The sequence below is a fragment of the Actinomyces israelii genome (assembly GCF_030253495.1).
Lineage (GTDB): Bacteria > Actinomycetota > Actinomycetes > Actinomycetales > Actinomycetaceae > Actinomyces > Actinomyces israelii.
Map to the genome: position 1 here is coordinate 2,595,144 of NZ_CP124548.1, position 20,187 is coordinate 2,615,330.

General features: G+C 72.3%; 16 protein-coding genes. 5 read left to right on the forward strand and 11 right to left on the reverse strand.

Annotated features, from left to right (window positions below; all coding sequences use genetic code 11):
- The first annotated feature begins 111 nt into the window (after window positions 1-111).
- The 4 genes from AIF0345_RS10785 (at window position 112) to AIF0345_RS10800 (ending at window position 5,344) form a co-directional block, all read left to right on the forward strand.
- The gene (locus tag AIF0345_RS10785) at window positions 112-876 is read left to right on the forward strand and encodes an ABC transporter ATP-binding protein (protein WP_268917447.1); all 765 of its coding nucleotides are present in this window, start codon (window positions 112-114) and stop codon (window positions 874-876) included.
- Window positions 873-2,609: a hypothetical protein gene (locus AIF0345_RS10790; protein WP_285296155.1), complete on the forward strand. Its 1,737-nt coding sequence runs from the start codon at window positions 873-875 to the stop codon at window positions 2,607-2,609. The genes AIF0345_RS10785 and AIF0345_RS10790 overlap by 4 nt, the downstream gene beginning before the upstream one ends.
- Before the next feature lie 404 nt (window positions 2,610-3,013).
- Window positions 3,014-4,033 carry an ABC transporter ATP-binding protein gene (locus AIF0345_RS10795; protein ID WP_285296156.1) on the forward strand — a complete coding sequence of 340 codons (1,020 nt, stop codon included), beginning with the start codon at window positions 3,014-3,016 and terminating at the stop codon, window positions 4,031-4,033.
- 3 nt (window positions 4,034-4,036) lie between these two features.
- Window positions 4,037-5,344, forward strand: a complete 1,308-nt coding sequence (locus AIF0345_RS10800) for an ABC transporter permease (protein WP_285296157.1) — start codon at window positions 4,037-4,039, stop codon at window positions 5,342-5,344.
- A 186-nt stretch (window positions 5,345-5,530) separates the two neighbouring features.
- On the opposite strand, the gene ndk is transcribed toward AIF0345_RS10800, so the two are convergent.
- The 3 genes from ndk to AIF0345_RS10815 all read right to left on the reverse strand — a co-directional run bounded on the left by ndk (window position 5,531) and on the right by AIF0345_RS10815 (window position 8,787).
- Window positions 5,531-5,965: a nucleoside-diphosphate kinase gene (gene ndk / locus AIF0345_RS10805; RefSeq protein ID WP_268917443.1), complete on the reverse strand. Its 435-nt coding sequence runs from the start codon at window positions 5,963-5,965 to the stop codon at window positions 5,531-5,533.
- 128 nt (window positions 5,966-6,093) lie between these two features.
- On the reverse strand, window positions 6,094-6,777 hold the full coding sequence (gene dhaL / locus AIF0345_RS10810) for a dihydroxyacetone kinase subunit DhaL (RefSeq protein WP_268917442.1): 684 nt from the start codon (window positions 6,775-6,777) through the stop codon (window positions 6,094-6,096).
- Between the two features lie 132 nt (window positions 6,778-6,909).
- Window positions 6,910-8,787 carry a bifunctional folylpolyglutamate synthase/dihydrofolate synthase gene (locus tag AIF0345_RS10815; protein ID WP_285296158.1) on the reverse strand — a complete coding sequence of 626 codons (1,878 nt, stop codon included), beginning with the start codon at window positions 8,785-8,787 and terminating at the stop codon, window positions 6,910-6,912.
- A gap of 855 nt (window positions 8,788-9,642) precedes the next feature.
- Between AIF0345_RS10815 and AIF0345_RS10820 the strand changes: the two genes are divergently transcribed.
- Window positions 9,643-9,816, forward strand: coding sequence for a hypothetical protein (locus tag AIF0345_RS10820; protein ID WP_285296159.1), 174 nt, complete (start codon window positions 9,643-9,645; stop codon window positions 9,814-9,816).
- Window positions 9,817-10,600: 784 nt separating this feature from the next.
- Here AIF0345_RS10820 and AIF0345_RS10825 read toward each other — a convergent pair.
- The 8 genes from AIF0345_RS10825 to AIF0345_RS10860 form a co-directional block, all read right to left on the reverse strand.
- On the reverse strand, window positions 10,601-12,013 hold the full coding sequence (locus AIF0345_RS10825) for an FtsX-like permease family protein (RefSeq protein ID WP_285296160.1): 1,413 nt from the start codon (window positions 12,011-12,013) through the stop codon (window positions 10,601-10,603).
- Window positions 12,010-12,747 carry an ABC transporter ATP-binding protein gene (locus AIF0345_RS10830; protein WP_285296161.1) on the reverse strand — a complete coding sequence of 246 codons (738 nt, stop codon included), beginning with the start codon at window positions 12,745-12,747 and terminating at the stop codon, window positions 12,010-12,012. The genes AIF0345_RS10825 and AIF0345_RS10830 overlap by 4 nt, the downstream gene beginning before the upstream one ends.
- Before the next feature lie 131 nt (window positions 12,748-12,878).
- On the reverse strand, window positions 12,879-13,544 hold the full coding sequence (locus AIF0345_RS10835) for a response regulator transcription factor (RefSeq protein ID WP_043561511.1): 666 nt from the start codon (window positions 13,542-13,544) through the stop codon (window positions 12,879-12,881).
- A complete protein-coding gene (locus tag AIF0345_RS10840) occupies window positions 13,541-14,734 on the reverse strand; it encodes a sensor histidine kinase (protein ID WP_285296162.1) in 1,194 nt (397 codons plus the stop codon). The genes AIF0345_RS10835 and AIF0345_RS10840 overlap by 4 nt, the downstream gene beginning before the upstream one ends.
- Window positions 14,734-16,206 carry a lipopolysaccharide biosynthesis protein gene (locus AIF0345_RS10845; protein ID WP_285296163.1) on the reverse strand — a complete coding sequence of 491 codons (1,473 nt, stop codon included), beginning with the start codon at window positions 16,204-16,206 and terminating at the stop codon, window positions 14,734-14,736. The genes AIF0345_RS10840 and AIF0345_RS10845 overlap by 1 nt, the downstream gene beginning before the upstream one ends.
- Complete coding sequence (locus tag AIF0345_RS10850) at window positions 16,206-16,805, reverse strand: acyltransferase (protein WP_285296164.1); 600 nt, start codon at window positions 16,803-16,805, stop codon at window positions 16,206-16,208. Before AIF0345_RS10850 ends, AIF0345_RS10845 begins: the two co-directional genes overlap by 1 nt.
- On the reverse strand, window positions 16,802-18,079 hold the full coding sequence (locus AIF0345_RS10855) for an O-antigen ligase family protein (RefSeq protein ID WP_285296165.1): 1,278 nt from the start codon (window positions 18,077-18,079) through the stop codon (window positions 16,802-16,804). Before AIF0345_RS10855 ends, AIF0345_RS10850 begins: the two co-directional genes overlap by 4 nt.
- Entirely contained in the window at window positions 18,063-20,162 is a 2,100-nt protein-coding gene (locus AIF0345_RS10860) for a glycosyltransferase family 4 protein (RefSeq protein WP_285296166.1), read from the reverse strand. The genes AIF0345_RS10855 and AIF0345_RS10860 overlap by 17 nt, the downstream gene beginning before the upstream one ends.
- Between the last annotated feature and the right edge of the window lie 25 nt (window positions 20,163-20,187).

Here is a 20,187-nt window from a genome sequence, read left to right on the forward strand (position 1 = left end):
GGCCTGGCTCCCCCCTGGGGAGGAGGGACGTCCTGAGGGGGCCCGGAGAGTCGGCCCGGCGGTGTCCCTGCGGGGGAAGCGCCGCGCGCCGCCGCCGCGAATGCTGAGACCATGACACGCACAGTCTCAGCTGCTACCCCTGCTCCACCCGCCGCGTCTCCGACCGGCCTGCGCATGACGGGCATCGTCAAGTCCTTCGGCCCCCAGAGGGTCCTGAACGGCCTGAGCCTGGCCGCCCGCCCGGGGCGCGTCTACGCCCTGCTGGGCCCCAACGGCGCCGGCAAGTCCACCACGCTGGCGATCGCGCTCGGCCTGACGCGCCCGGACGCCGGCGACGTCCAGATCCTGGACCGGCCGTGGACGCGCCAGTCCCTGGAGCACGTGGGCGCCTCGCTCAACGGCCCGGCGCTCTTCCCCCATCTGTCGGCCCGCCGCAACCTGCTCGTGCACGCCCGCCTGACCGGCACCGACCCGACCGCGATCGCCCAGCTCCTGGAACGCGTGGGCCTGGGCGGGGCCGGGCGCAAGCGCGCCGGGTCCTTCTCGACCGGCATGAAGGTGCGCCTGGCCCTGGCGATGGCGCTGCTGACCGACCCGGAGGTCCTCATCCTCGACGAGCCGCACAGCGGCCTGGACCCCCAGGGCATTGTCGAGCTGCGCGACCTGCTGCGAGCGCTGGCCGACGCCGGGCGCACGGTCGTCGTCTCCAGCCACCAGCTGGGCGAGATGGCGCGCATGGCCGACGACGTCGGCGTCCTGGTGGCGGGGCGCCTGGCCTACGAGGGGCCGCTGTCCGGGCTCGCGCACCCCGACGACGGCCCCGGTCTTGAGGCCGCCTACCTGGCGCTGGTCACCGGGCGGAGGGCCGTCGCATGAGCCCCGCGAGCAGCATGGGCACCGCAGCCTCCCCCGCCGCGCCCTGGGCCCGCCGCGCGGGCCGCCGCCCCCAGGCCGCCCGGCCCGCCCTCCTGCGCGCCGAGCTGCTCCGGTCGCGCCGGACCTTCACCTGGGGCGCCACCGGCGTCACCCTGTTCATCGCGGCCTGGTCGATCAACCTGTCCCACTCCCTGACGTCCGCCGGGCTGGTCACGGACGACGGGAGGTGGGCCGGCAACATCCTGGCCTGGCTCTCCTTCTACCCGGACTTCCTCGCCCTGACCCTCGGGGCGCTCGTCGGCGCCATGGCGCAGTGGCGCGAGCAGCGCCTCCGCGAGGGCGGGACCGCCTGGCGCGCGGTGTCCCCGCGCCGGGTGGCGGCGGCGCGCGCTGCGGTGGCGGCCCTGTCGGCGCTGGCGTGCCAGGCGGGCCTGCTCGTGCCCGTCGTCGGCTACGGGCTGGCCTCCGGGGCGGGCTGGGGACCGGTCGCGGACTACCTCCGCTTCGCAGTCCTCATGTGGGTCTCGGTGACCGGGGCGAGCCTGTGGGGGCTGGCGCTGGCCCGCCTGGCCGGCGGGGCCGCCGTCGGCCTGGCCCCGGTGGCCGGCGTCATCTGGTCGGTCGCCGGCGCTGTGCGCGCCGAGGCGCCGACATGGCTGGTCGAGCCCTGGACCTGGATGATCCGCACGACGCTCCCGCTGCTCGGCGTCCACGGCAACTCCGTCAACCTGGAGCCGGGCGACGCCGCCTGGTCCTACCCCTTCTGGCCCGGGATGGTCCTGCAGACCCTCATCGCGGCCGCCGGGCTCGCCGTCGTCCTCGCCACGGCCGGCGTGCGCCCCCGCCTGGCCCGGTCCACCCGGCGCGCAGGCGCCGGGCACCGGGCCCCCGACGACGTCACCGGCACGCGCACCGGGACCGCCGCATCCCCCGAGGCGCTCCCGGCGGCGGCCCGGCAGGCTCCGGGCCAGACCGCCGCACCGGCACGGCCCGCCCCCGGCCGCGCCGTCCCCCGGCCGGCGCAGGTGACCGCGGCCGGGGGCGGGCTCCGCAGCGCCGCGGGCGCCCTGGCGTCCGTCCTGCCGTGGAGGCTCTGGGCGGCGCTGACTCTTCCGCTGCTGGCCCTGGTCGCCCTGACCCGGGCCGCGTACTCCCCGTCCGCCGCCGTCTGGCTGGTCGCTCTGGCCGGGGTGCCGGTCACGGCCACCGTCGTCGGCGTGGCCGCCTGGACGAGCCTGCGCGGGGCGTGGCGGGGCCTGCTGATGCGCACCACGCCGGCCCGGGCGACGTGCGCGGCGCTCCTGCCCGCCTGGGGGTTCCTGACCGGGGTGCTCCTTCTCGCCTGGGGCGCGGCCGCCGCCGGGTCGGAGCTGTTCCCCGCCGGGGCTGATTCGGACCTGCCGGCCGTGGCCGGGGAGGTCTACGTCGCCGCGACCATTCCGTTCGTGGCCCTCATGCTCATGGCCGCCGCCTACGCCCTCGCCCAGGTCGTCGGCGTGGCCGCCTCGATCGCCGTGGCGGCGATCGGCCTGCTCGCGGGCCTGACGATCGCGGGCAACGAGATTCTCGTGAGCGCGCCCGGGCTGTGGCTGTCCGCCCCCTGGGGGTGGGCCTCGGTCGCCGGCTCGTGCCCCGGCCGGTGGGTGGGCGTCGTCGGGCTCAGCATGGTCCTCGCGCTCGCGGCGCTGGGGGCGGGCGCCGCAATGGGGCGACGGGTGGCCGTGCGCGAGTGAGCCGTCACCCCGGTCGTCGCCACGTCCCCTCGACGCCCTGGGCGCCGAGGGGACGTGCGGCGTGGCGGTGGACCTGCGGGGGAACAACGGCGACGGCACTGGCCCGACGCTCGCCGGGCTGTCCCCGCCGCTGCCCGACGAAGTGGTCACCTCCTTCGTGACCCCGGGCGCACCGGCGACGTCACCGTCAAGGACAGTGCGGTCGAGGGCGGCGGCACACCCACCTCGGCGGGGGCCCGCGACAGGCTCGACGCGGCCGCGTGGATCGCCTCCCGGTTCTGAGGCACTCGCCGGGAGCGGCTCCGACGCACACATGGAAAGTCTGCTTGACAAGGATGGGGCAGTCAAGCAGACTTTCCATGTCAGGGGAGCCTCGCTCCCGCCCGTCGCCCCCGGAGCCACTCATGCTGGAGATCAGTCGCCTGTCCAAACGCTTCGGGAGCCTGCAGGCTCTCGACTCCCTGTCCTTCGCCGTCGGCGACCGCGAGCTCGTCGGCTTCGTGGGGGTCAATGGCGCGGGCAAGTCGACCGCCATGCGCATCATTATGGGCGTGCTCGCCCCCGACGCGGGCGCGGTGCGCTGGGACGGGGTGCCGCTCGATGCCGACATGCGCCGCCGCATCGGGTACATGCCCGAGGAGCGCGGCCTGTACCCCAGGATGAGGGTCGGCGAGCAGCTGACCTACCTCGCCCGCCTGCACGGCATCGAGGCCGACGCCGCCCGCCGGGCCGGCCGGGAGTGGACCGAGCGCCTGGGCATCGCCGAGCGTCGCGGGGAGGAGGTCCTCAGGCTCTCCCTGGGCAACCAGCAGCGCGTCCAGCTCGCCGCCGCCCTCGTCGGCTCCCCCGACCTGCTCATCCTCGACGAGCCCTTCTCCGGGCTGGACCCGGTGGCGGTCGACGTCATGAGCGAGGTGCTGCGCGAGCGCGCCGCCGCGGGGGTCTCGACGCTCTTCTCCTCCCACCAGCTCGACGTCGTCGAGCGCCTGTGCGACCGCGTCGTCATTATCCGCTCCGGGCGGCTCGTCGCCGCCGGCACCATCGAAGAGCTGCGGGCCACCGCCGAGCCGCGCTGGCGGGCCGTGGTCGAGGTGGACGGCTCCCCCGGCGCCGCCGCCGGCGCAGCCCGCGCCATGCTCGCCGGGGTCCTCGGCCTGCGGGCCACCGCCGAGCCACGGGCCGCGGGGACCCGTCTGGAGCTCGTGGCCGGCGGCGCGGACGAGCAGCGCCTGCTCGAGGCCGCCGGACGCCTGGGCCGTCTGCGCGAGCTGGGGCCGGTGCGCCGCCCGCTGACCGAGATCTTCCGGGAGGCCCTCGCCGCCCCCGCCGAAGCCCCCGGGGCCGAGACGGCCGCCGGGACGGCCGAGCCGACCGGGGGTCCCGCCGAGGCCGCCCGGACCGCCGTGACCGGGCGGGAGGCCTGAGACATGCCGAAGATGTCAGAGACGCCGGCGGCACCGAAGGCGCCGGCCCGCGCCGCCCTGTCCCGCGGCGCCGAGATCCGCCTGGTCGCCGCACGCGAGCTGCGCGCCCAGCTGCTGAAGAAGTCCTCGCTCATCGCCACGGCCGTCCTGCTTGTCATCGCCGTCGTCGGGATCCTCGCCTACGGTCACTTCACCAGGGGCAGGGACGCCCCCTACCGCCTGGGCGTGCTGGCAGCCGATGCGGCCACCGCGACCGCGCTGGTCCCTGCCCTGGAGCAGGTCAGGGGCTCCAACAACGTGCCCGTCGAGGTTGTCGATCTTTCGGGCGAGGAGGCCGCCACGGCCCTGGGCGCGGCCGGCAGCTCCTCCAAGACTTCTGAAACACCCGAAGCCAGGGCCGACATGGTGCTCGATCTGACCGCGGGCTCCCCCAGGCTCCTCGTGTCCGAGTCCAGGAAGGCCGACACCGCCGTCGTGACCGCCGTCACCGGCATTCTGCAGCAGGCGGCGCTGTCCGACCAGATCGCCGCGCTCGGCGGCGACCCGTCCGCGGCGGCCGAGGCACTGGACCGGGCGGCGCCCCGGGTCGTGGCGCTCGACCCGCTCCAGCACGACGCCGCGGAGCTCGGCGCCCGCTACACGATCCTGGCGTTCATCGACATCCTGCTGATGATCGCCATTATGGGCGGCGGCCAGGCCATCGCCATGGGCGTGGTCGAGGAGAAGGCGAGCCGCATTGTGGAGATCCTCCTGGCCTGCGTGCGCCCCACCTCACTCCTGGCGGGCAAGGTCCTGGGCACGGGCACCGCCGTCATCCTCAGCTACGGGCTCATCGGGGTCGTCGCGGCCGCGACCGCCGAGCTGGCCGGCGTCCTGCCGCAGACGTCGATCCGTATCGACGCCGTGGTCGTCGCCATGATCGTGTGGATGATCGTGGGCTACGCGATCGCGGCGGCGGCCTACGGGGCGGCCGGGTCGCTGGTGAGCCGGCAGGAGGACACCGCCAGCGTCACCGTGCCGCTGACCGCGATCCTCATGATCCCCTACATGCTGTCCTTCGTCATGGTCACCGACCCCACCGGACCGGTGTTCCGGGTGCTGGCCTACTTCCCGCCCTTCTCGCCCTTCCTCATGCCGGCCCGCCTCGTGCTGGGCGTCTCCGGCTGGGTCGAGCAGCTGGTGGCGCTGGCGCTCGCACTGGCCTTCATCCCGCTGCTGGTGCGCCTGGCGGCCATTGTCTACACTCGGGCCGTCACCCGCACCGGCAGCCGGGTGCCCCTGAGGGAGGTCCTGGCCCGCCGGGCCGCCTGAGCCCCCGCCACCCGAGCCCCTTTTCGCCGAGATCGGTCGTATTCCGGCCCGAGATCGGTTCACTTCCGCGCCGAGATCGATTCGGACCGGCCGGGGCCGGCCAGGCGGAGAGCCGGGCGGGCCACCCGTAATCACGTGCGGGCGGCCCGCCGGCACGGTGTGAGCCGGGCAGGCCTACGGCCGGGCTCAGGAGGCGAGGTGGGGGAACCAGATGGAGATCTCGCGCTCGGCGGACTCCGGTGAGTCCGAGCCGTGGACGAGGTTCATCATCGACTCCCCGCCCCAGTCACGGCCCAGGTCGCCGCGGATGGTCCCGGGGGCCGCGGCGGTCGGGTCGGTGGCCCCGATGAGGGAGCGCAGCCCCTCGACCACCCGGTGCCCCTCGACGACGACGGAGACCAGCGGCCCGCTGGTCATGTACTCCACGACACTGGGGTAGAAGGGCTTGCCGACATGCTCGGCGTAGTGCTCGGCGAGCACGTCGGGGGTGGCCACCAGGCGGTCGAGCGCGACGATGTCGTAGCCCTTGGCCTCGATCCGGCGCAGGATCTCGCCGGTCAGGCGGCGTCGGACGGCGTCGGGCTTGATGAGGATGAGAATGCGGCCGGGGGCGTCGGTCATGGCGGGTCCTTTCGGCGGATCATGCAGAGGGCACGGCTGCTCGCACGGGCCCAGAACGCCAGCGTGACGGGGATCGCCTCAATTGGCAACCCCCGGCGCCCTCCGTCGTCTCCGCCCCGCCCAGGCGGCTAGCCGGCCGCCCCGCCGCCGGCGGCCAGCACGGCGGCCCCGAGGATGAGGGCGGTCGAGCGCGCACCGGGATCGCAGTGGCTCACCGAGCGCGCGCCGAGGTAGGAGGCGCGGCCCCTGCGCGCCCGCATCGGGCAGGTCGAGTCGGCGCCGTCGGCGGCGGCGACGGCCGCGGCCTGCAGGACCGCCATGGGGCTCGCCCCGGCGTCGGCGGCCTCGCGGGCGGCCCGGGCGGCCGGGTGCCAGGCGTCCAGCATCGTCTTGTCGCCGATCTCGGCCCGGCCGCGCCCCTGCACGCCCGCCGCCGCCGCGCTCAGGAGCGTGGCGACGTCCTGGGAGGACAGCACGGGGACGTCGCAGACCCGCGACGCCTTCAGGAAAGCCGTTCCCAGCAGCGGGCCGGCCGCACCGCCGACCGTGGCCAGCAGGGTGGTCGCCGTCGCCTTGAGCACGCCCGCGAGCGCCAGCGACACGTCACCGGCGTTCTCCTGGACATCGAGCTTGGCCACCACCGCATGCATGCCGCGGTCGAGATTAATGCCATGGTCGCCATCACCAATGGCGGTGTCCAGCGCCGTGAGCTCGTCACGGTGCTCAGCAACAACCGCGGCCGCACCGCGAATCCAGGCGGTGCTCCACGCGGCGTCAAGCGGCTTCTCGTGAGTCACGGTCCTCCTCGTCATCGTGCGCCTGATCCTGTGCCGGTCAGCGCCCGTCAGCGCCGGCCCGGGCGCCGTATCAATTCTCGCACCCCGCGCGCCGGCACGCCTGTCAGACGCCCCGGGGCCGGTCGTCGCGAGACCCGTCACAGGGCCTCAGGCCCGGCCGAACAGGGCGCGGGCCTCGGCCGCCAGCACCACCGAGCCGACAATGAGGACGCCTGAGGCGGTCAGGGGGTCCTCGAAGCCCTCGGAGAGGGCGACGGCCGTCTCAACGCCGAGCGCCAGGGTGTCGGCCGCCTCGACGCGGTCGGCCCCGAAGACCTCGCGCGCGGTGACGGCCAGGTCCTCGGCCTCCAGCGCGCGCGGGGAATCGATGGGCACGCACACCACGGCGTCGCAGGCCGGCTCGAGGACCGACAGGATCCCCTCGGCGTCCTTGTCCGCCATGACGCCGACGACGGCCACCAGGTGGCGGAAGCCGAAGGTCTCCTCCACGGCGGGCACGAGCGCGGCCAGCCCGTGGGGGTTGTGCCCGGCGTCGAGGACCACGGTGGGGCTGGAGCGAAGCACCTCCAGGCGGCCGGGGCTGGTGACCGAGGCGAAGCCGTCCTCGACGATCTTGGCCGGCAGGGCCCTCCCCCCGAAGACGGCCTCGACGGCGGCCAGCGCCAGCAGGGCGTTGCGGACCTGGTAGGCGCCGTGCAGCGGGATGAAGACGTCCTCGTAGACGGCGGCGGCGGTGCGCAGCGTCGCCATCTGCCCGCCGACCGCCAGGGTGCGGTCGACCACGCGCAGCACCCCCGCGTCCGGGGAGTCCGGGTCGTCCTCCGGGTCCAGCTCGCGGCGCCAGACGACGCCGTGGGCCGCCGCGGCTGCGGCGATGACCTCCTGCGCCGCCGGGGGCTGGACGGCCGTGATAAGGGTGGCGCCGTCCTTGATGATGCCGGCCTTGTTGGCGGCGACCTCCTCGATCGTGTCCCCCAGCCAGGCGGCGTGGTCCAGGCCGATGGGCGCGATCACCTCGACGTCGCCGGGCACGACGTTGGTGCAGTCCCAGGTCCCGCCCATGCCGACCTCCAGGACGGCGACGTCGACGGGGTGGTCGGCGAAAGCGGCCAGGGCCATGACGGTGAGGACCTCGAAGAAGCTCATGCGCGGCCCGCCGGCGGCCGCCGAGCGCTCGTCGACGAGGCCGACGTAGGGGGCGACGTCCTCCCAGGCGGCGATGAAGCCCGCCTCGCTGATGGGCTCGCCGTCCAGGGCGATGCGCTCGCGGATGGTGGCCAGGTGGGGGCTGGTGAAGCGGCCGGTGCGCATGCCGGTGGCGGCCAGGAGCCGCTCGGCCATGCGGGCGGTGGAGGTCTTGCCGTTGGTGCCGGTGATGTGGACGGTCCGGTAGGCGCGCTCGGGGTTGCCGAGCAGGTCGAGGACGGCCTCCACGCGCTCCAGGCTCGGCTGGACGCGGTGCTCGGGGGCGCGCGAGAGGATCTCGGCCTCCACCTCGCGCATGCGCCCGGAGACCTCGACGGAGCGGGCGGCGGCGAGCAGGTCGGCCCGGTGGCGCTCGGCCTCGTCGCCCGAGCCGGCGTCCGGTACGACGGCGGGCGAGTCGGGCAGCCGGGGCTCCCACTCCTCCCAGTCGTCGGTCTCGTCCTCGTCGACCTCGGACAGGAGGGCGTCGAGGCGCTCCAGGTCGCCCTCCGGGATCATGCTGGCGGCCACGAGCTCGCGCAGGGCCTCCAGGTCCTCCTCCTCGGCGGCCCGGCGCGCGGCCTCGGCAGCCTCGGCGGCCTCGGCGGAGCGGGCGTCGGCCGGCGTACTGCCGGTGCCGCCGGCCTCGTCAGGCCCGCCGTCGGCGGCCTCCAGGTAGGGCAGCAGCCCGGGGTCGATACCGCCCGGGCCGGCAGCGCCGGTGCCGTCGGCGCCCATGACGGCGTCGACGACGTCCTCCCCCGTGGCGCCCTCGGGAATCCCGAAGGCCGCCCCGGGGCGGTCGTCCTCACTCTTGGAGCGAGGCCTGTTTCCGCTCATGACAACGCCTTTCTGCACGTTCGACCGGGCAACCGCAGCAGACCTTACCGCAACTGTCAATAGGCAGGAGCGAAGTTATCAGGATCACCTATCGAAGCGTCGTCCACCACCGAGGAGCGACTGACGCCGCGAACGCGCTCATGCTCGCCGTCCTCGCCGCCAACGGCTGCGCAATCGAGTGAGGCGGGTCCAGGATCGTCCCGCCCGGTCGCCCCGGGTCGCAGCCCACCGGCGCGCTGGCGCCAGTGCTGGAAGAGCTCACAGGCACGACATATCCTGATTCCGATCGCTTTCGTCCGCTGAGTCGAGGAGACTGGCCCGCTCTGGTCTCCGACGCGTCGGCCCACCGATCCCCAGGTGATGAAAGTGACGAGAAGAAGACCGATCCTCTACGTCACGGCGGCCGGGACGCTCGTCTTCAGCGTCCTGGCCATCATCCTCGGTTTAAGAGGCATCATTGTCTCACTCGAAGGAAGTTCTTCCAGAACGTGGACCTCGTTCGGCTGCACCGCGGCTACGTGCGGCCTCATCTGCCTGGGCTTTCACATCCGCCTGCGCAGGCCGCGGCGCGACGGCGACTTCTCGAGACGCGGTAGAAAACGCTGACCGGACCGATCCCCGCCCAAGCTCAGCGCGACCCCCTCCACGTGCGCGCCCGCTCGGGCCCGGGCGCGCCCTCGCGACTCGACGACATATCCTTGGAGGTCGCTGACAGTCGCCCTGAAATGGCCTCATAAATAGCGAAAAAGCCTTGACCCCGCCCTTGGCGGTCACCATACTTGTCAATGGCTAGCCGTAGTCGGCAAGCCGGTCGGCACTCGTACCGAGGCATCACGCAACGAGGAGGAGACCGATATGAGCATGTGCACCAGGCTCAAGGCCGGGTCGCTGGGAGCGAGCCTCGCGCTGCTCCTGTCGGCAGCGGCTCCGGCAGCATTCGCCGCGTCCGCACCACAAGGCCGGCCGACCTCCCACGCAACCCGCATCCACACAGGCCGCCCCCACTCCGGACGCATCCTCGCAGGTTGAGTCCGACCCTGAGATGCAGGCGCTGGAGAATCACATCGCTGACGGCACTCTGGACTACCAGGCGGCCAAGGCCGATCCGGCAATCACAGATGCCGCGCTCGACGACTTCACCGCGGGTTACATCGCCGCAGGGGGCCGGCTGTCAGCCCCGGACTCAGCACCTCCGGAAGTTCGGGATCGAGCAGCGGACCTTGCACCTTATGCGGAGGAATTCGCCTCCTGTGAGGGGAGATCGGGATGGCGTGCAGTCTGGCCGACCATCTTCCTGGACAGCTGCCAAGCAAACGCACTATCAGCGACCCTTGAAACTGGCGCAGGAGTCGCAGTCCTCGCAGGACTGATCACCGCAGAGACAGGAGCGGGCCCGGCAGTCGCAGGAGCCATTGCCGCAGCACTGACCGTTTATGGAGGACTGACTGGCCTATGCAATTCATGGGGTAATGGGATCCAGATTATTTATGTTCCCAATGTTCCCGGTTCGTTGATCTGCTGGTCCCAATGATGCGAAGAAGACCGATCCTCTACGTCACGGCGGCCGGGACGCTCGTCTTCAGCGTCCTGGCCATCATCCTCAGTTTAAGAGGCATCATTGTCTCACTCGAAGGAAGTTCTTCCAGAACGTGGACCTCGTTCGGCTGCACCGCGGCTACGTGCGGCCTCATCTGCCTGGGCTTTCACATCCGCCTGCGCAGGCCCCAGCGCAACGGTGATTCCTCGAGACGCGGCAGAAAACGCTGACCGGATCGCTCCGCAGACCGGTGCCGGGGGTCAGGGGCGGCCGTTCTCACTCGGCGGCCAGCGTCGGGCCGATCGGCGCCCGGTAGGCGTGGCGCACGGGTGCCAGGAGCACCGCGGTCAGAGCCGCGAAGGACGCCAGCGCCACGAGTGCCAGCGTCCCGACGGCCGGCCTGGGAAGGAACGGCAGCCCGGCCCTGGCGAGGAAGAGCGCCTCGCCGACCGCGGTGACCGCGGCCGGGACGATGGAGATGATCAGCGCCGTCCCGACGTACAGGCCCGCCTCAATGACGACCTGGGCGCGCACGCGGCCGATAGTGGTCCCGGCGCAGCGGAGCACCGCGAGCTCGCGCTGCCTGGAGCGGGAGGCCATGGCCACGACGGCGATGGCGCCGAGCAGCGCCATGGCCCCCAGGATCGAGGCCAGCACCAGGGAGTCGGTCTGGTTGAGCACGGCGTGCAGGTGCGCCGCCCTGATCACCGCCCACTCCACCTCGAGATTGGTCACCAGGACCGCGGCGAAGGAGAAGGCGAGGGACAGCAGGGCGATGGCGCTCGCCGCCAGCGAGCTGCGCCAGAGCGCGGAGCGGCGGGCGATCAGCCATGATCCGCCGAGTCCCCCGAGGCTCCCGATCCGTCCCAGCGGCGCCGACCACGCCCGCAGCAGCCCGGGGACCAGCACGGGCGCGACCAGCACGGCAAGGACCGCCAGCAGGAAGGACGCCAGCGCCGCCTGCCCGCCGCCGGTCGGCAGCCCGTCGATGATCTCCCCGGGACGGACCAGCAGCGCCACGAGCAGCTGGCCGGCGCACATCAGCGCCCACGCTCCGGCCAGGACCCACCGGACGACGCCCATGCGTCGTCGGACCGGCACCGGGGAGGTGGTGCGGACCGCCTCGGTCGCCGGGGTGCGCACGGCGCTGCGCGCCGGCCCGATCGCCCCGATGACGGCGATGCCGACGACGGAGACGACGGTGAGCGCCACGGTCGCCGGCGTCTGGGCCACCTCGATCCGCCCCATGCGCTGCGCGGCCATGCGGGTGAGCACCTCGGCGAAGGGCTGGTCCACCGCCAGCCCGACCAGGATGCCGGGCACACAGGCCACCGCCCCGAGCACGGCGACGGTCGCAACCACGCTCGCCAGCACCTGACGGGGCAGCGCCCCGGCCAGGCGCCACCTGGCCCAGCTCGTGCGCAGGGCCTGCACGCAGGACTGCCCGACGACGGCCACCACCGGGATCGCCACCATCGCCGAGTAGACGTACACCGAGACGCCGGGTACGGCCAGCTCCCGCGGGCTGACGCCCGCATCCCGGGCCGCGGCCACGACGTCCGGGCGGGTGACGGTCATCCGGTGCGCCAGGCACACATCGACCAGCACCGCCGCGAAGGCCAGCACCACCACGGTTCCCGACCAGGCCCGCCACTGGGCGGCGAGGGCCCGCAGCGTGTAGCGCGTCATGACTCCTCCCCCGTCCGGTTCACCACAGCCAGCAGCTCGTCGGGGCCGGCCCCGCGGCGGCGGCCGATGATCACCCCGTCGCGCATAATGAGCACCGTCTCCGCCAGCGCCGCGGCCCCCAGGTCGTGCGTGACGAGCACGACGGCGGCGCCCGCGTCCGCGAGCCCGCGCAGCTCGGCCAGGACGAAGGATGCCGAGCGCGTGTCCAGGGCCCCGGTGGGCTCGTCGGCGAACACCACCGGCGGGCGCCGGTAGAGCACCCTCCCCAGGGCGGCCCGCTGCTGCTCTCCGCCGGAGAGCGTCGCCGTGACCGCGTCGGCGCGCGCCTCAAGGCCGAGCCCGGCCAGGATCTGCCGCGCGCGCGCCCGGTCGGGCCTGCGGCCCGCCAGGGTGTCGGAGATCGTCAGGTTCTCCCGCACACTCAGGTAGGGCACGAGGTTGTAGGCCTGGAAGACGAAGCCGACCTGGTCGCGGTACAGCTCCGCGACGCGCGCCGGGGGCAGCGCCCCCAGGTCGCGCCCCATGAGGACCACCCGGCCCGAGGTCGCCGGCTCGAGCCCGGCCAGGCACAGCAGGGCGGTGGACTTGCCCGACCCGCTGGGGCCGACCAGGGCCGTCATCCTGCCCGCCTCAATGGCGCAGGTGACGCCGTGCAGGATCTCGATCGGCCTCCCGCCGGGAGTTGGGAAGGATTTGCGCAGCTCATGGGCCTCGATCGCCCGGGTCGGTCTCATGCCCCCATGTCAGCCCAGTGCGTCCGCGAGCGCAGTGGGCCTGACGGCCGGATCGTGGTGGGGAAAACCCCACCGCCGGCTCCGCCTCGCGTTGCGCGTCTCCGGTACCGGCCGGGTTCAGGGCGTCCGGGTCAGGGATGGTCGAGGAAGGCCAGTACCGCCAGGACCCGCCGGTTGCCCTCGCGCCGGGACAGGCCCAGCTTGTCGAAGATGGCGCCGATGTGCTTGACGACCGCGCCGTCGGACAGGTGCAGCGCCTCGGCGATCCCGTGGTTGGTCTCCCCCGCCGAGACGTGCCGGAGCACCTCCCGCTCCCGCGGCGTCAGGCGCTCCAGGCGGTCCTCGCGGCGGCGCATGAGCGCGGTGATGACCTTGCGGTCGACGACGACCCCGCCGCAGGCCACGGTCTGCAGCGCCTGAGTGAGCTCCTGGACGTGGGCCACCCGGTCCTTGAGCAGGTAGCCGACGCCGCCCGAGCGCGGGTCGTCCTCGGCGGAGTCCAGGAGCCGCCGCAGGTACTCGTTGCCCAGGTACTGGGACAGGAGCAGGATCGGCAGGCGCGGGTGGTCGCGACGCAGCTCGATGGCGGCGCGCAGCCCGTCGTCGCTCCGCCCCGGGGGCATGCGCACGTCGGTGATGACAATGTCGGGCGGCGCCGCGGGGTCGGCTCGCCGCACCGCGTGAAGCAGCTCGGTGGCGGTCGAGACCGAGGCGACGACGTCGTGCCCGGCGTGCTCGAGCAGCACGCGCAGCCCCTCGCGCAGGAGCGCCTCGTCCTCTGCCAGGACTATTCTCATCGCCGTCCTCCCGTCGGAATGCGGACCGTGATGGCGGTCGGGCCGCCGGCGGGGCTGTCCGCCTCGAAGTCGCCTCCCAGACGGCGGGTGCGGGCCTCCATCGCGAGGATACCCTGCCCGCTCGGGACGGCCCCGCCCGCACCGTCGTCGCGCACCGCCAGCACGACGGCGTCGTCCTCCGCATCGTCCCCCGCGTCGGCGTGCTCCACGCGCACCTCGATGCGGCTGCAGCCGCTGTGCCGGATCGCGTTGGTGATCGCCTCGGAGGCGATGAGGTACAGGTTCTCGGCGACCTCGCCGCGGGGCGACGGCGCCCGCGCGCCCGTCCCGCCGCCCCAGACCACCTCGGTGGTGACGGGCAGGCCCGCGGCGAGCTCCTCCAGGGCGGCCCGCAGCCCCCGCTCGGCGAGGGTCCTCGGGGCGAGCCCGTGAGCGGCCTCCCGCACCGCGTCGGCGGCGGCGTCGATCTGGTCCCGCAGCTCGCCGAGGGCCTCGCGCGCGGCGGCGCCCTCGGGCCCCTCGACGTCGGCGAGCCGCAGCTCCAGGAGCCCCAGGCGGACCCCGGCCGCGCTCAGGTGCAGCTGGGCGCCGTCGTGGAGGCGCTGCTCCAGGAGCCTGCGCTCCAGGATGAGGCGGTCCTCGGCGTTCACCGCCCTGTCGACGAGGGCGTCGACCTGCTCCGCCAGCTGCTCGGGCCGTGGGGAGAGCAGTGCCGTGGACAGGCGCGCCAGGCCCGACGCCGCCATGACGGCGAGCCGCGGGAGCAGGCACGCGCCGAGGACGCCGACGAGGAGGGCCAGGCAGCGCCCCGCCGTCGATGCCGGTGAGCCGCCGTCCGCGCCGGCCTGCGCCCTGAGCGGCTCGACGAGCGTGATCCGCGCCCCGGCGTACAGCATGCCCGCCGCGACCGTTCCCAGGACCGCCACCACGGCGAGGACCAGGGCGAAGGCCGTCTCGCGCGCGCGGCCGGTCCAGCCCGCCGCCCGCGACCGGATCGGCGGAAGTCCGGTCAGCGCCACCAGGCGCCGCTCGGCGCCCGCCCACGCCGCCGCCCACACCGGCAGCAGCACGAGGGTGCTCGCGAACAGCCAGGTGAGCCAGCCCGCGGCGATCTCCGCCGCCAGGTAGGCCGCCGACGCCCCGGAGCGGCGCACCCAGAGCGACCACGGCGCCCGCTGCCTCGTCACCATCACTTCATCGCGTTGATCGCCCTGAGCGAGGCCCTGAGCGGTTTGAGATTGAGAGCCAGCACGGCGGCCGACACGGCGCACATGACAAGCGCCGCGACCGCCGGAGCCGGCAGGCCGAGGGTCACCAGGCCCCACCGCAGCCCATAGCCCGCCGCGGCCGCCGCGAGCGTGGTGAGGGTGTACGTGCCGACCGCCCTGGGGTCGAAGGCCGTCGCCAGGTCGCCGTCTATCTCCCTCAGGCTGAGCCGCACGAGGACCGCCGCCATGCCGACGTTGACCACGACCGACGCCAGCGCCGGGCCGACGAACCCGATGAGCGAGTACAGGACGATGCACAGGACCGCGTTGACCGCCACGGCCGCGAGGGAGACGACCATGAGGGCCTTCGTCCGACCCGACGCGCTCAGGATGAGGGACAGGCTCGCGAACCTGACCATGGCCGTGACCAGGTAGAGGCAGAAGACGGTGTATCCCGGAAGGTAGCGCGCGCCGTAGAGCACCTGGATGACCTCGGGGGCCACGACGAGGCAGGCCACTGAGAAGGTGACGGTCGTGAGGTACCCCACCGCGAGGTAGTGCTTGAAGACGACGCGCACCTGCTCCTTCTGCCCGGCGCCGATGTGCCGCGTCACGATCGGGATGATGACCGTCAGGAAGGACATGGAGACGACGTCGAGGGGGAGCACGGTCGCGCTGTTGGCGTAGATCGCGTACCTGTCTGTGCTCTCGTTCATGCCGATGACCAGCTGGCCGACCTGTCTCATCAGGGAGGCCGTCAGGACGTAGACGGCCATGGGCAGGGAGAATCCCAGGATCTCCCGGATCCTCCCCCAGCGCGGCCGGGTGAGGCGGATCATGTACTTCCACCGGCGGAAGCAGTCCCAGAACCACAGGACGGACAGGAGGTCGAGCACGAGCAGCATGGCGAACAGCGTCGCAATGCTGGAGGTCAGCAGCGCCGTCACGAGGACGGCCATGAGCTTCAGGGCCGAGAAGACGACGTTCCTGACCGCGATGGCCCGTGCGCGGCCGATGGAGACGATCAGCACCTGGAGCACGCTCGTCATATTGGTCAGCATCGGCCTGAAGGCCAGGAAGACCACGAGGGCCGTGAGCGCGGGGTTGGAGAAGTAGTCGCCGATCGCGCCCCGCAGCGCCACAAGCGCCGCGGCCGTCGCCACGCCGATGACGATCTGCAGGACGAAGACCGAGTTCACGTACTCCCGGGTGGCGGACTCCCTGCTGTCCCGGTTGAAGAAGAAGTTGACGGCGTCCGCCAGACCGAGGATGGTCGCGTCCGCGCACAGGGTCACCAGTAGGACCCCCTGGGCGTAGGTGCCGTAGGCCTCCAGCGACAGGCTGTGGGAGAGGATCATGGTGTTGGCCATGGTCGAGCCGAGCGTCACGAGCTTGACGCTGGCCAGCAGGAGGGAGTCGACGGCGCTTCCCGACCTCGGCCTGAGTCCCCTCATCACCGGAGCCGCTTGACCGTCTTCGCCGGGTTCCCGGCCGCGATCGTGTACGGCGGGACGTCCTTGGTCACCACGGAGTGCGCCGCGACCACGGACCCCTCCCCCACCGTCACGCCCTTGAGGATCATGCAGAACTCGCCGATCCAGACATTGTCCTCGACCACGACCGGCGCCGAGGCCGCCTCGGTCCACTCCCACAGCGGCCCGGCGAGCTCGCCCCGGGTCATGCGCCGCCGCGCGTCGGGGTCGGTCGGGTGGTTGTTGTTGTCGTAGATGTGCACGTGGTTGGAGATAATGACGCCGGAGCCGATCGTGACCGACTCGATGGCGCCGATCGCCGTCGAGCCCGCTCCTCCGAACCAGCAGTCGGAGCCGATCGCTATGCGCCCGCCACCCCTGGTGATGAGCGAGCAGTCGAGGAACACGTGGGAGCCGATCACGATCGAGGGCGCCGCCGTGGAGCGCGCCGAGCACCGTGCGAAAGGTCCGATGGAGAACCTGTCGCCGGTTCGCAGCTGCCCGTCCTTCCTCGCCCGGCCGTACTCGTACCTGCTCATGGACATGCGCACGGCATTGACCAGTCGCGAGGGAATGCTCATTGCTCCTCACTCTTTCTGCGCTCGTCGTCGCCCACCAGCTCATCGGCCCTGCTCGCCAGGAACGGGATGAGATAGAAGAGCGCCATGTTGTAGACGTAGATCTCACTGATGGCCATGACCGACATGGCGGCGTAGACGGAGACGAAGGCGGCCCTCGCACGAGGGTTGCAGCGTGAGGCGTCGGCGCGGGTGCTCGCCGTCCACAGCAGGGCGATGAACAGGCCGACGGCCGCCAGGCCGCCGTCGTAGGCGATCTGAAGGTACTGGTTGTGGGCCTGCCACAGCAGTCCCTCGGGGCCGGGGATGAAGTTGCCGAAGTCGGAGTTGATGCCGTAGCCGAACAGCGGCGAGTCCGCCAGGATCGGGAAGGCGGCGTCCCACAGGTCGGTGCGCCCCGTCAGGCTGACCGACTTGCCGAGGAGTTCCTCGATCTGTTCGGCGAAGAAGACCTGCACCCGCGCGAAGACGACGAGCAGCGTGGCGGCCGCGCCCATGACGGTTGCCCCCCGCATGGAGAACAGGCCGCCCCTGTGCGGGCGCAGGGTGACGGCGAGGTAGAAGGCCGCGGTCACCGCGAGGCCGACCCATGCCGTGGCGACCTGCAGCGTGGCGATCTGCACGATCCCGCTGGCGACCGCCACCACTGTTCGCCAGCCCCAGCGCCGGTGCGAGCCGGAGTCGTACAGGAGGGCGAGGAGGATCGCCGGGAAGATGCAGTCGGTCACGCGGGTGCGGATGCCCAGGAGGTAGGAGGGCTGGGCGAAGGCGCCGTCCCCCCAGGCCGCCACCCTTCCCCAGTCCATGAGGATCATGACGTAGTTGATCAGCAGGTAGATGAGCAGCAGGTCCGTCATGACCCGCAGGAGCCTTCTGCGCTCCTCCTGCCCGGCCGTGGCGTGCAGCTCGATGAGCATGAGGACGGAGAGCAGGCTGAGCGTGACGTAGCCCCAGTTGAGGAGGTCGCCATCCCGGTAGACCGTCGGCAGCAGAGAGGACACCCGGTAGAGGACGAAGAGGATGACGGTTGCGGACAGCGTCACCCGCCGCAGGAAGTAGAGGTTCACCAGCCATGCGAAGATCGCGGCCGTGAGGACCTTCATAATGGGTGCCAGGGACTCGGTCTGGCCGACCATGATGGGCCTCATGAGCACGAAGCACACCGCCATGAGCCGCAGGTAGCGCAGCGGGTAGCTCCTTCTGAGGACCTCCCGGTCCAGTGCGGCGGGCAGCGTTCTGCGCATCCCGCCCATGGCGTGCTCAGCGATAGAGGTCAACGTAGTTCTCCATCATCGCTCTGGCCGAGTGGGCCGCCGACGCCTTCACCGCAGCGGCGCTCAGCCGCTGATAGAGGGCATGGTCGTCGCAGATGGCGGCGATGGCCGCGGCGGCCGCGCCCGCATCGGCCTTGACGAGAGCGCCGTTGACGCCGTCCTTCACGATCTCGGGGACGCCCCCGGCGCGGGTGGCCACCACGGGCAGCCCGGCAGCCATCGCCTCGAGAATGCTCATCGGCATGCCCTCGTAGGTCGACAGCAGCACGAAGATGTCGGCCCGCCGGTAGAAGGCGGCGGTATCCCTCTGCCGGCCGGCGAAGCGGACGCAGTCCGACACGCCCAGTGCCTGGGCGTGCTCGACCAGCTGGCTTCTGAGGGGCCCGTCGCCGACCAGGGTCAGCGAGACCTCCCGTCCCGCCCCTCTCAGCCGCGCCATCGCCTCAAGCAGCAGAGCGTGGTTCTTGACCACGGCCAGGCGAGCAACGCACAGGAGGCGCACCGGCCTGTCGCGCAGGTCCTCCGGGTCCCGGCGACAGAGGAAGGCGTCGAGATCGATGCCATTGCCGACGACGGGGACCGCGGAGGCGGGGAGGGCGTACTTGCGGCAGACCGAGGCCCTCACCTCCTCGTTGAGGGCGACGGGAACGATGCCGTGGGAGAAGGCGTAGCGGTTGAGGCTCCTCAGGACGGAGCGCTGCGTCTCCTTGTGCGCGAGGTTGTGGACCGTGTGGATGATCTTGACCCGCTTGCCGTAGAGCCGTGCCGCGGGCAGCACGTACTCCAGCACGGGCAGGTGCGTGTGCAGGACTGTCGGGCAGAAGCTTCTCATCGCCGTGCGCAGCCGGAGCACCGTGCGAGGATCGGGGCCCTTCGCCTTGTTGAGGGCCACGACGTCAATGCCGGCCCGCCTCATGAGCTCCGCCACGTCCGTCTGATCGCCATGGAGGGAGACCACCTGGACCGGGTGGCCGGCCCCGGCGAGCTCGCGGGCGAGGTTGAGCACCATCATCTCGGCGCCGCCGGTCCCCAGCCCGTGGATGACGATCATGACGCGCGGTCCGCGCTGCGCAGGCGCCGCGGCGCGGCGGGTGAGCGTGCGGGCGATCTCGCCGAAGACGGCCTGGGGCGAGTAGGCGCGCGAGCGCGCGAAGACCGCGCGTCTCATCGACTCGACCTCCGCCTCAGGCAGTGCGATGAGCCGGCGGATCGTGCCCTCCAGGAGCGCAGGGGAATCGAAGTCGTAGCTCAGCCCGGTGACCCCGTCCTCAAGCATCTCGGAGTAGTGGCGCCACCTGCTCGCCACCACCGGAAGGCTCGCGTGCATGGCGTCGATGATCGTTCCCGGCACGCCCTCCGTGGTGAACTCGGTCGGGAAGAGGAGCGCGAAGTAGCCGGTGATCGTGGCCGCGGCCCGCTCGGGGGGCACACGGCCCGCGTAGCGCACCTCCGGGACGGAGCCGATGAGGCGGCGGAAGCGTTCCTCGTAGGAGTCCTCGATCGGACCGAAGACGTCGAGTGTCACGGTCGGTGCGGCTGCGCCCTCGTTGATCGCCGCGACTGCCCGCACCGCGTTGTCAATTCCCTTCTCCGGCATGACCCGGCTGAAGGTGCACAGGCGCCAGGGAGGGCCCGACGGGACGCTCGGACTGACCACGGCCTCGCCCATGTCCTTGAAGTTCGGCAGGTAGGAGGCGTTGCGCACGCCCAGAGCCCTGAGTCTGTCCTCCAGGCTGCGGGTCTCCACCCAGTTGACCTCGAAGGAGTTGAGGTACTTCAGGAGGCGGCCCGAGGAGTCCTCCACGACATCATCAGCCAGGGTTCCTCCGATGAGATCGTGGTAGACGCGCACGTGGAGCACCGTGGACGCGAGCCACAGGACGGGGAAGAGCGCCCTGCGGCCGCCGTTGGACAGGAGCACGACGACGACGTCGCAGGCGTGCAGGCACCTGATCAGCTCCCGGGTCACCCGGGCCGCCTCATGATGGTAGTTCAGCGTGTCCACGGCGCAGATATTGGCCGCGCCGAAGCACTCGACCATGTAGCGGTACAGGGTTCTGGTCTTGACGGTCTGACCATCGACCATCGTCTCTCCGAGATCGATCCGGCCG

Excerpts from the sequence above, each read along its gene's own strand:
- AIF0345_RS10840 (WP_285296162.1), bottom strand. The coding sequence starts at position 14,734 with ATGGTGACGAGGCAGCGGGCGCCGTGGTCGCTCTGGGTGCGCCGCTCC.
- ndk (WP_268917443.1), bottom strand. The coding sequence starts at position 5,965 with ATGACCGACGCCCCCGGCCGCATTCTCATCCTCATCAAGCCCGACGCC.
- AIF0345_RS10815 (WP_285296158.1), bottom strand. The coding sequence starts at position 8,787 with ATGAGCGGAAACAGGCCTCGCTCCAAGAGTGAGGACGACCGCCCCGGG.
- AIF0345_RS10830 (WP_285296161.1), bottom strand. The coding sequence starts at position 12,747 with ATGAGACCGACCCGGGCGATCGAGGCCCATGAGCTGCGCAAATCCTTC.
- AIF0345_RS10820 (WP_285296159.1), top strand. The coding sequence starts at position 9,643 with ATGAGCATGTGCACCAGGCTCAAGGCCGGGTCGCTGGGAGCGAGCCTC.
- dhaL (WP_268917442.1), bottom strand. The coding sequence starts at position 6,777 with ATGACGAGGAGGACCGTGACTCACGAGAAGCCGCTTGACGCCGCGTGG.
- AIF0345_RS10790 (WP_285296155.1), top strand. The coding sequence starts at position 873 with ATGAGCCCCGCGAGCAGCATGGGCACCGCAGCCTCCCCCGCCGCGCCC.
- AIF0345_RS10785 (WP_268917447.1), top strand. The coding sequence starts at position 112 with ATGACACGCACAGTCTCAGCTGCTACCCCTGCTCCACCCGCCGCGTCT.
- AIF0345_RS10860 (WP_285296166.1), bottom strand. The coding sequence starts at position 20,162 with ATGGTCGATGGTCAGACCGTCAAGACCAGAACCCTGTACCGCTACATG.
- AIF0345_RS10825 (WP_285296160.1), bottom strand. The coding sequence starts at position 12,013 with ATGACGCGCTACACGCTGCGGGCCCTCGCCGCCCAGTGGCGGGCCTGG.
- AIF0345_RS10835 (WP_043561511.1), bottom strand. The coding sequence starts at position 13,544 with ATGAGAATAGTCCTGGCAGAGGACGAGGCGCTCCTGCGCGAGGGGCTG.
- AIF0345_RS10850 (WP_285296164.1), bottom strand. The coding sequence starts at position 16,805 with ATGAGCATTCCCTCGCGACTGGTCAATGCCGTGCGCATGTCCATGAGC.
- AIF0345_RS10845 (WP_285296163.1), bottom strand. The coding sequence starts at position 16,206 with ATGAGGGGACTCAGGCCGAGGTCGGGAAGCGCCGTCGACTCCCTCCTG.
- AIF0345_RS10795 (WP_285296156.1), top strand. The coding sequence starts at position 3,014 with ATGCTGGAGATCAGTCGCCTGTCCAAACGCTTCGGGAGCCTGCAGGCT.
- AIF0345_RS10800 (WP_285296157.1), top strand. The coding sequence starts at position 4,037 with ATGCCGAAGATGTCAGAGACGCCGGCGGCACCGAAGGCGCCGGCCCGC.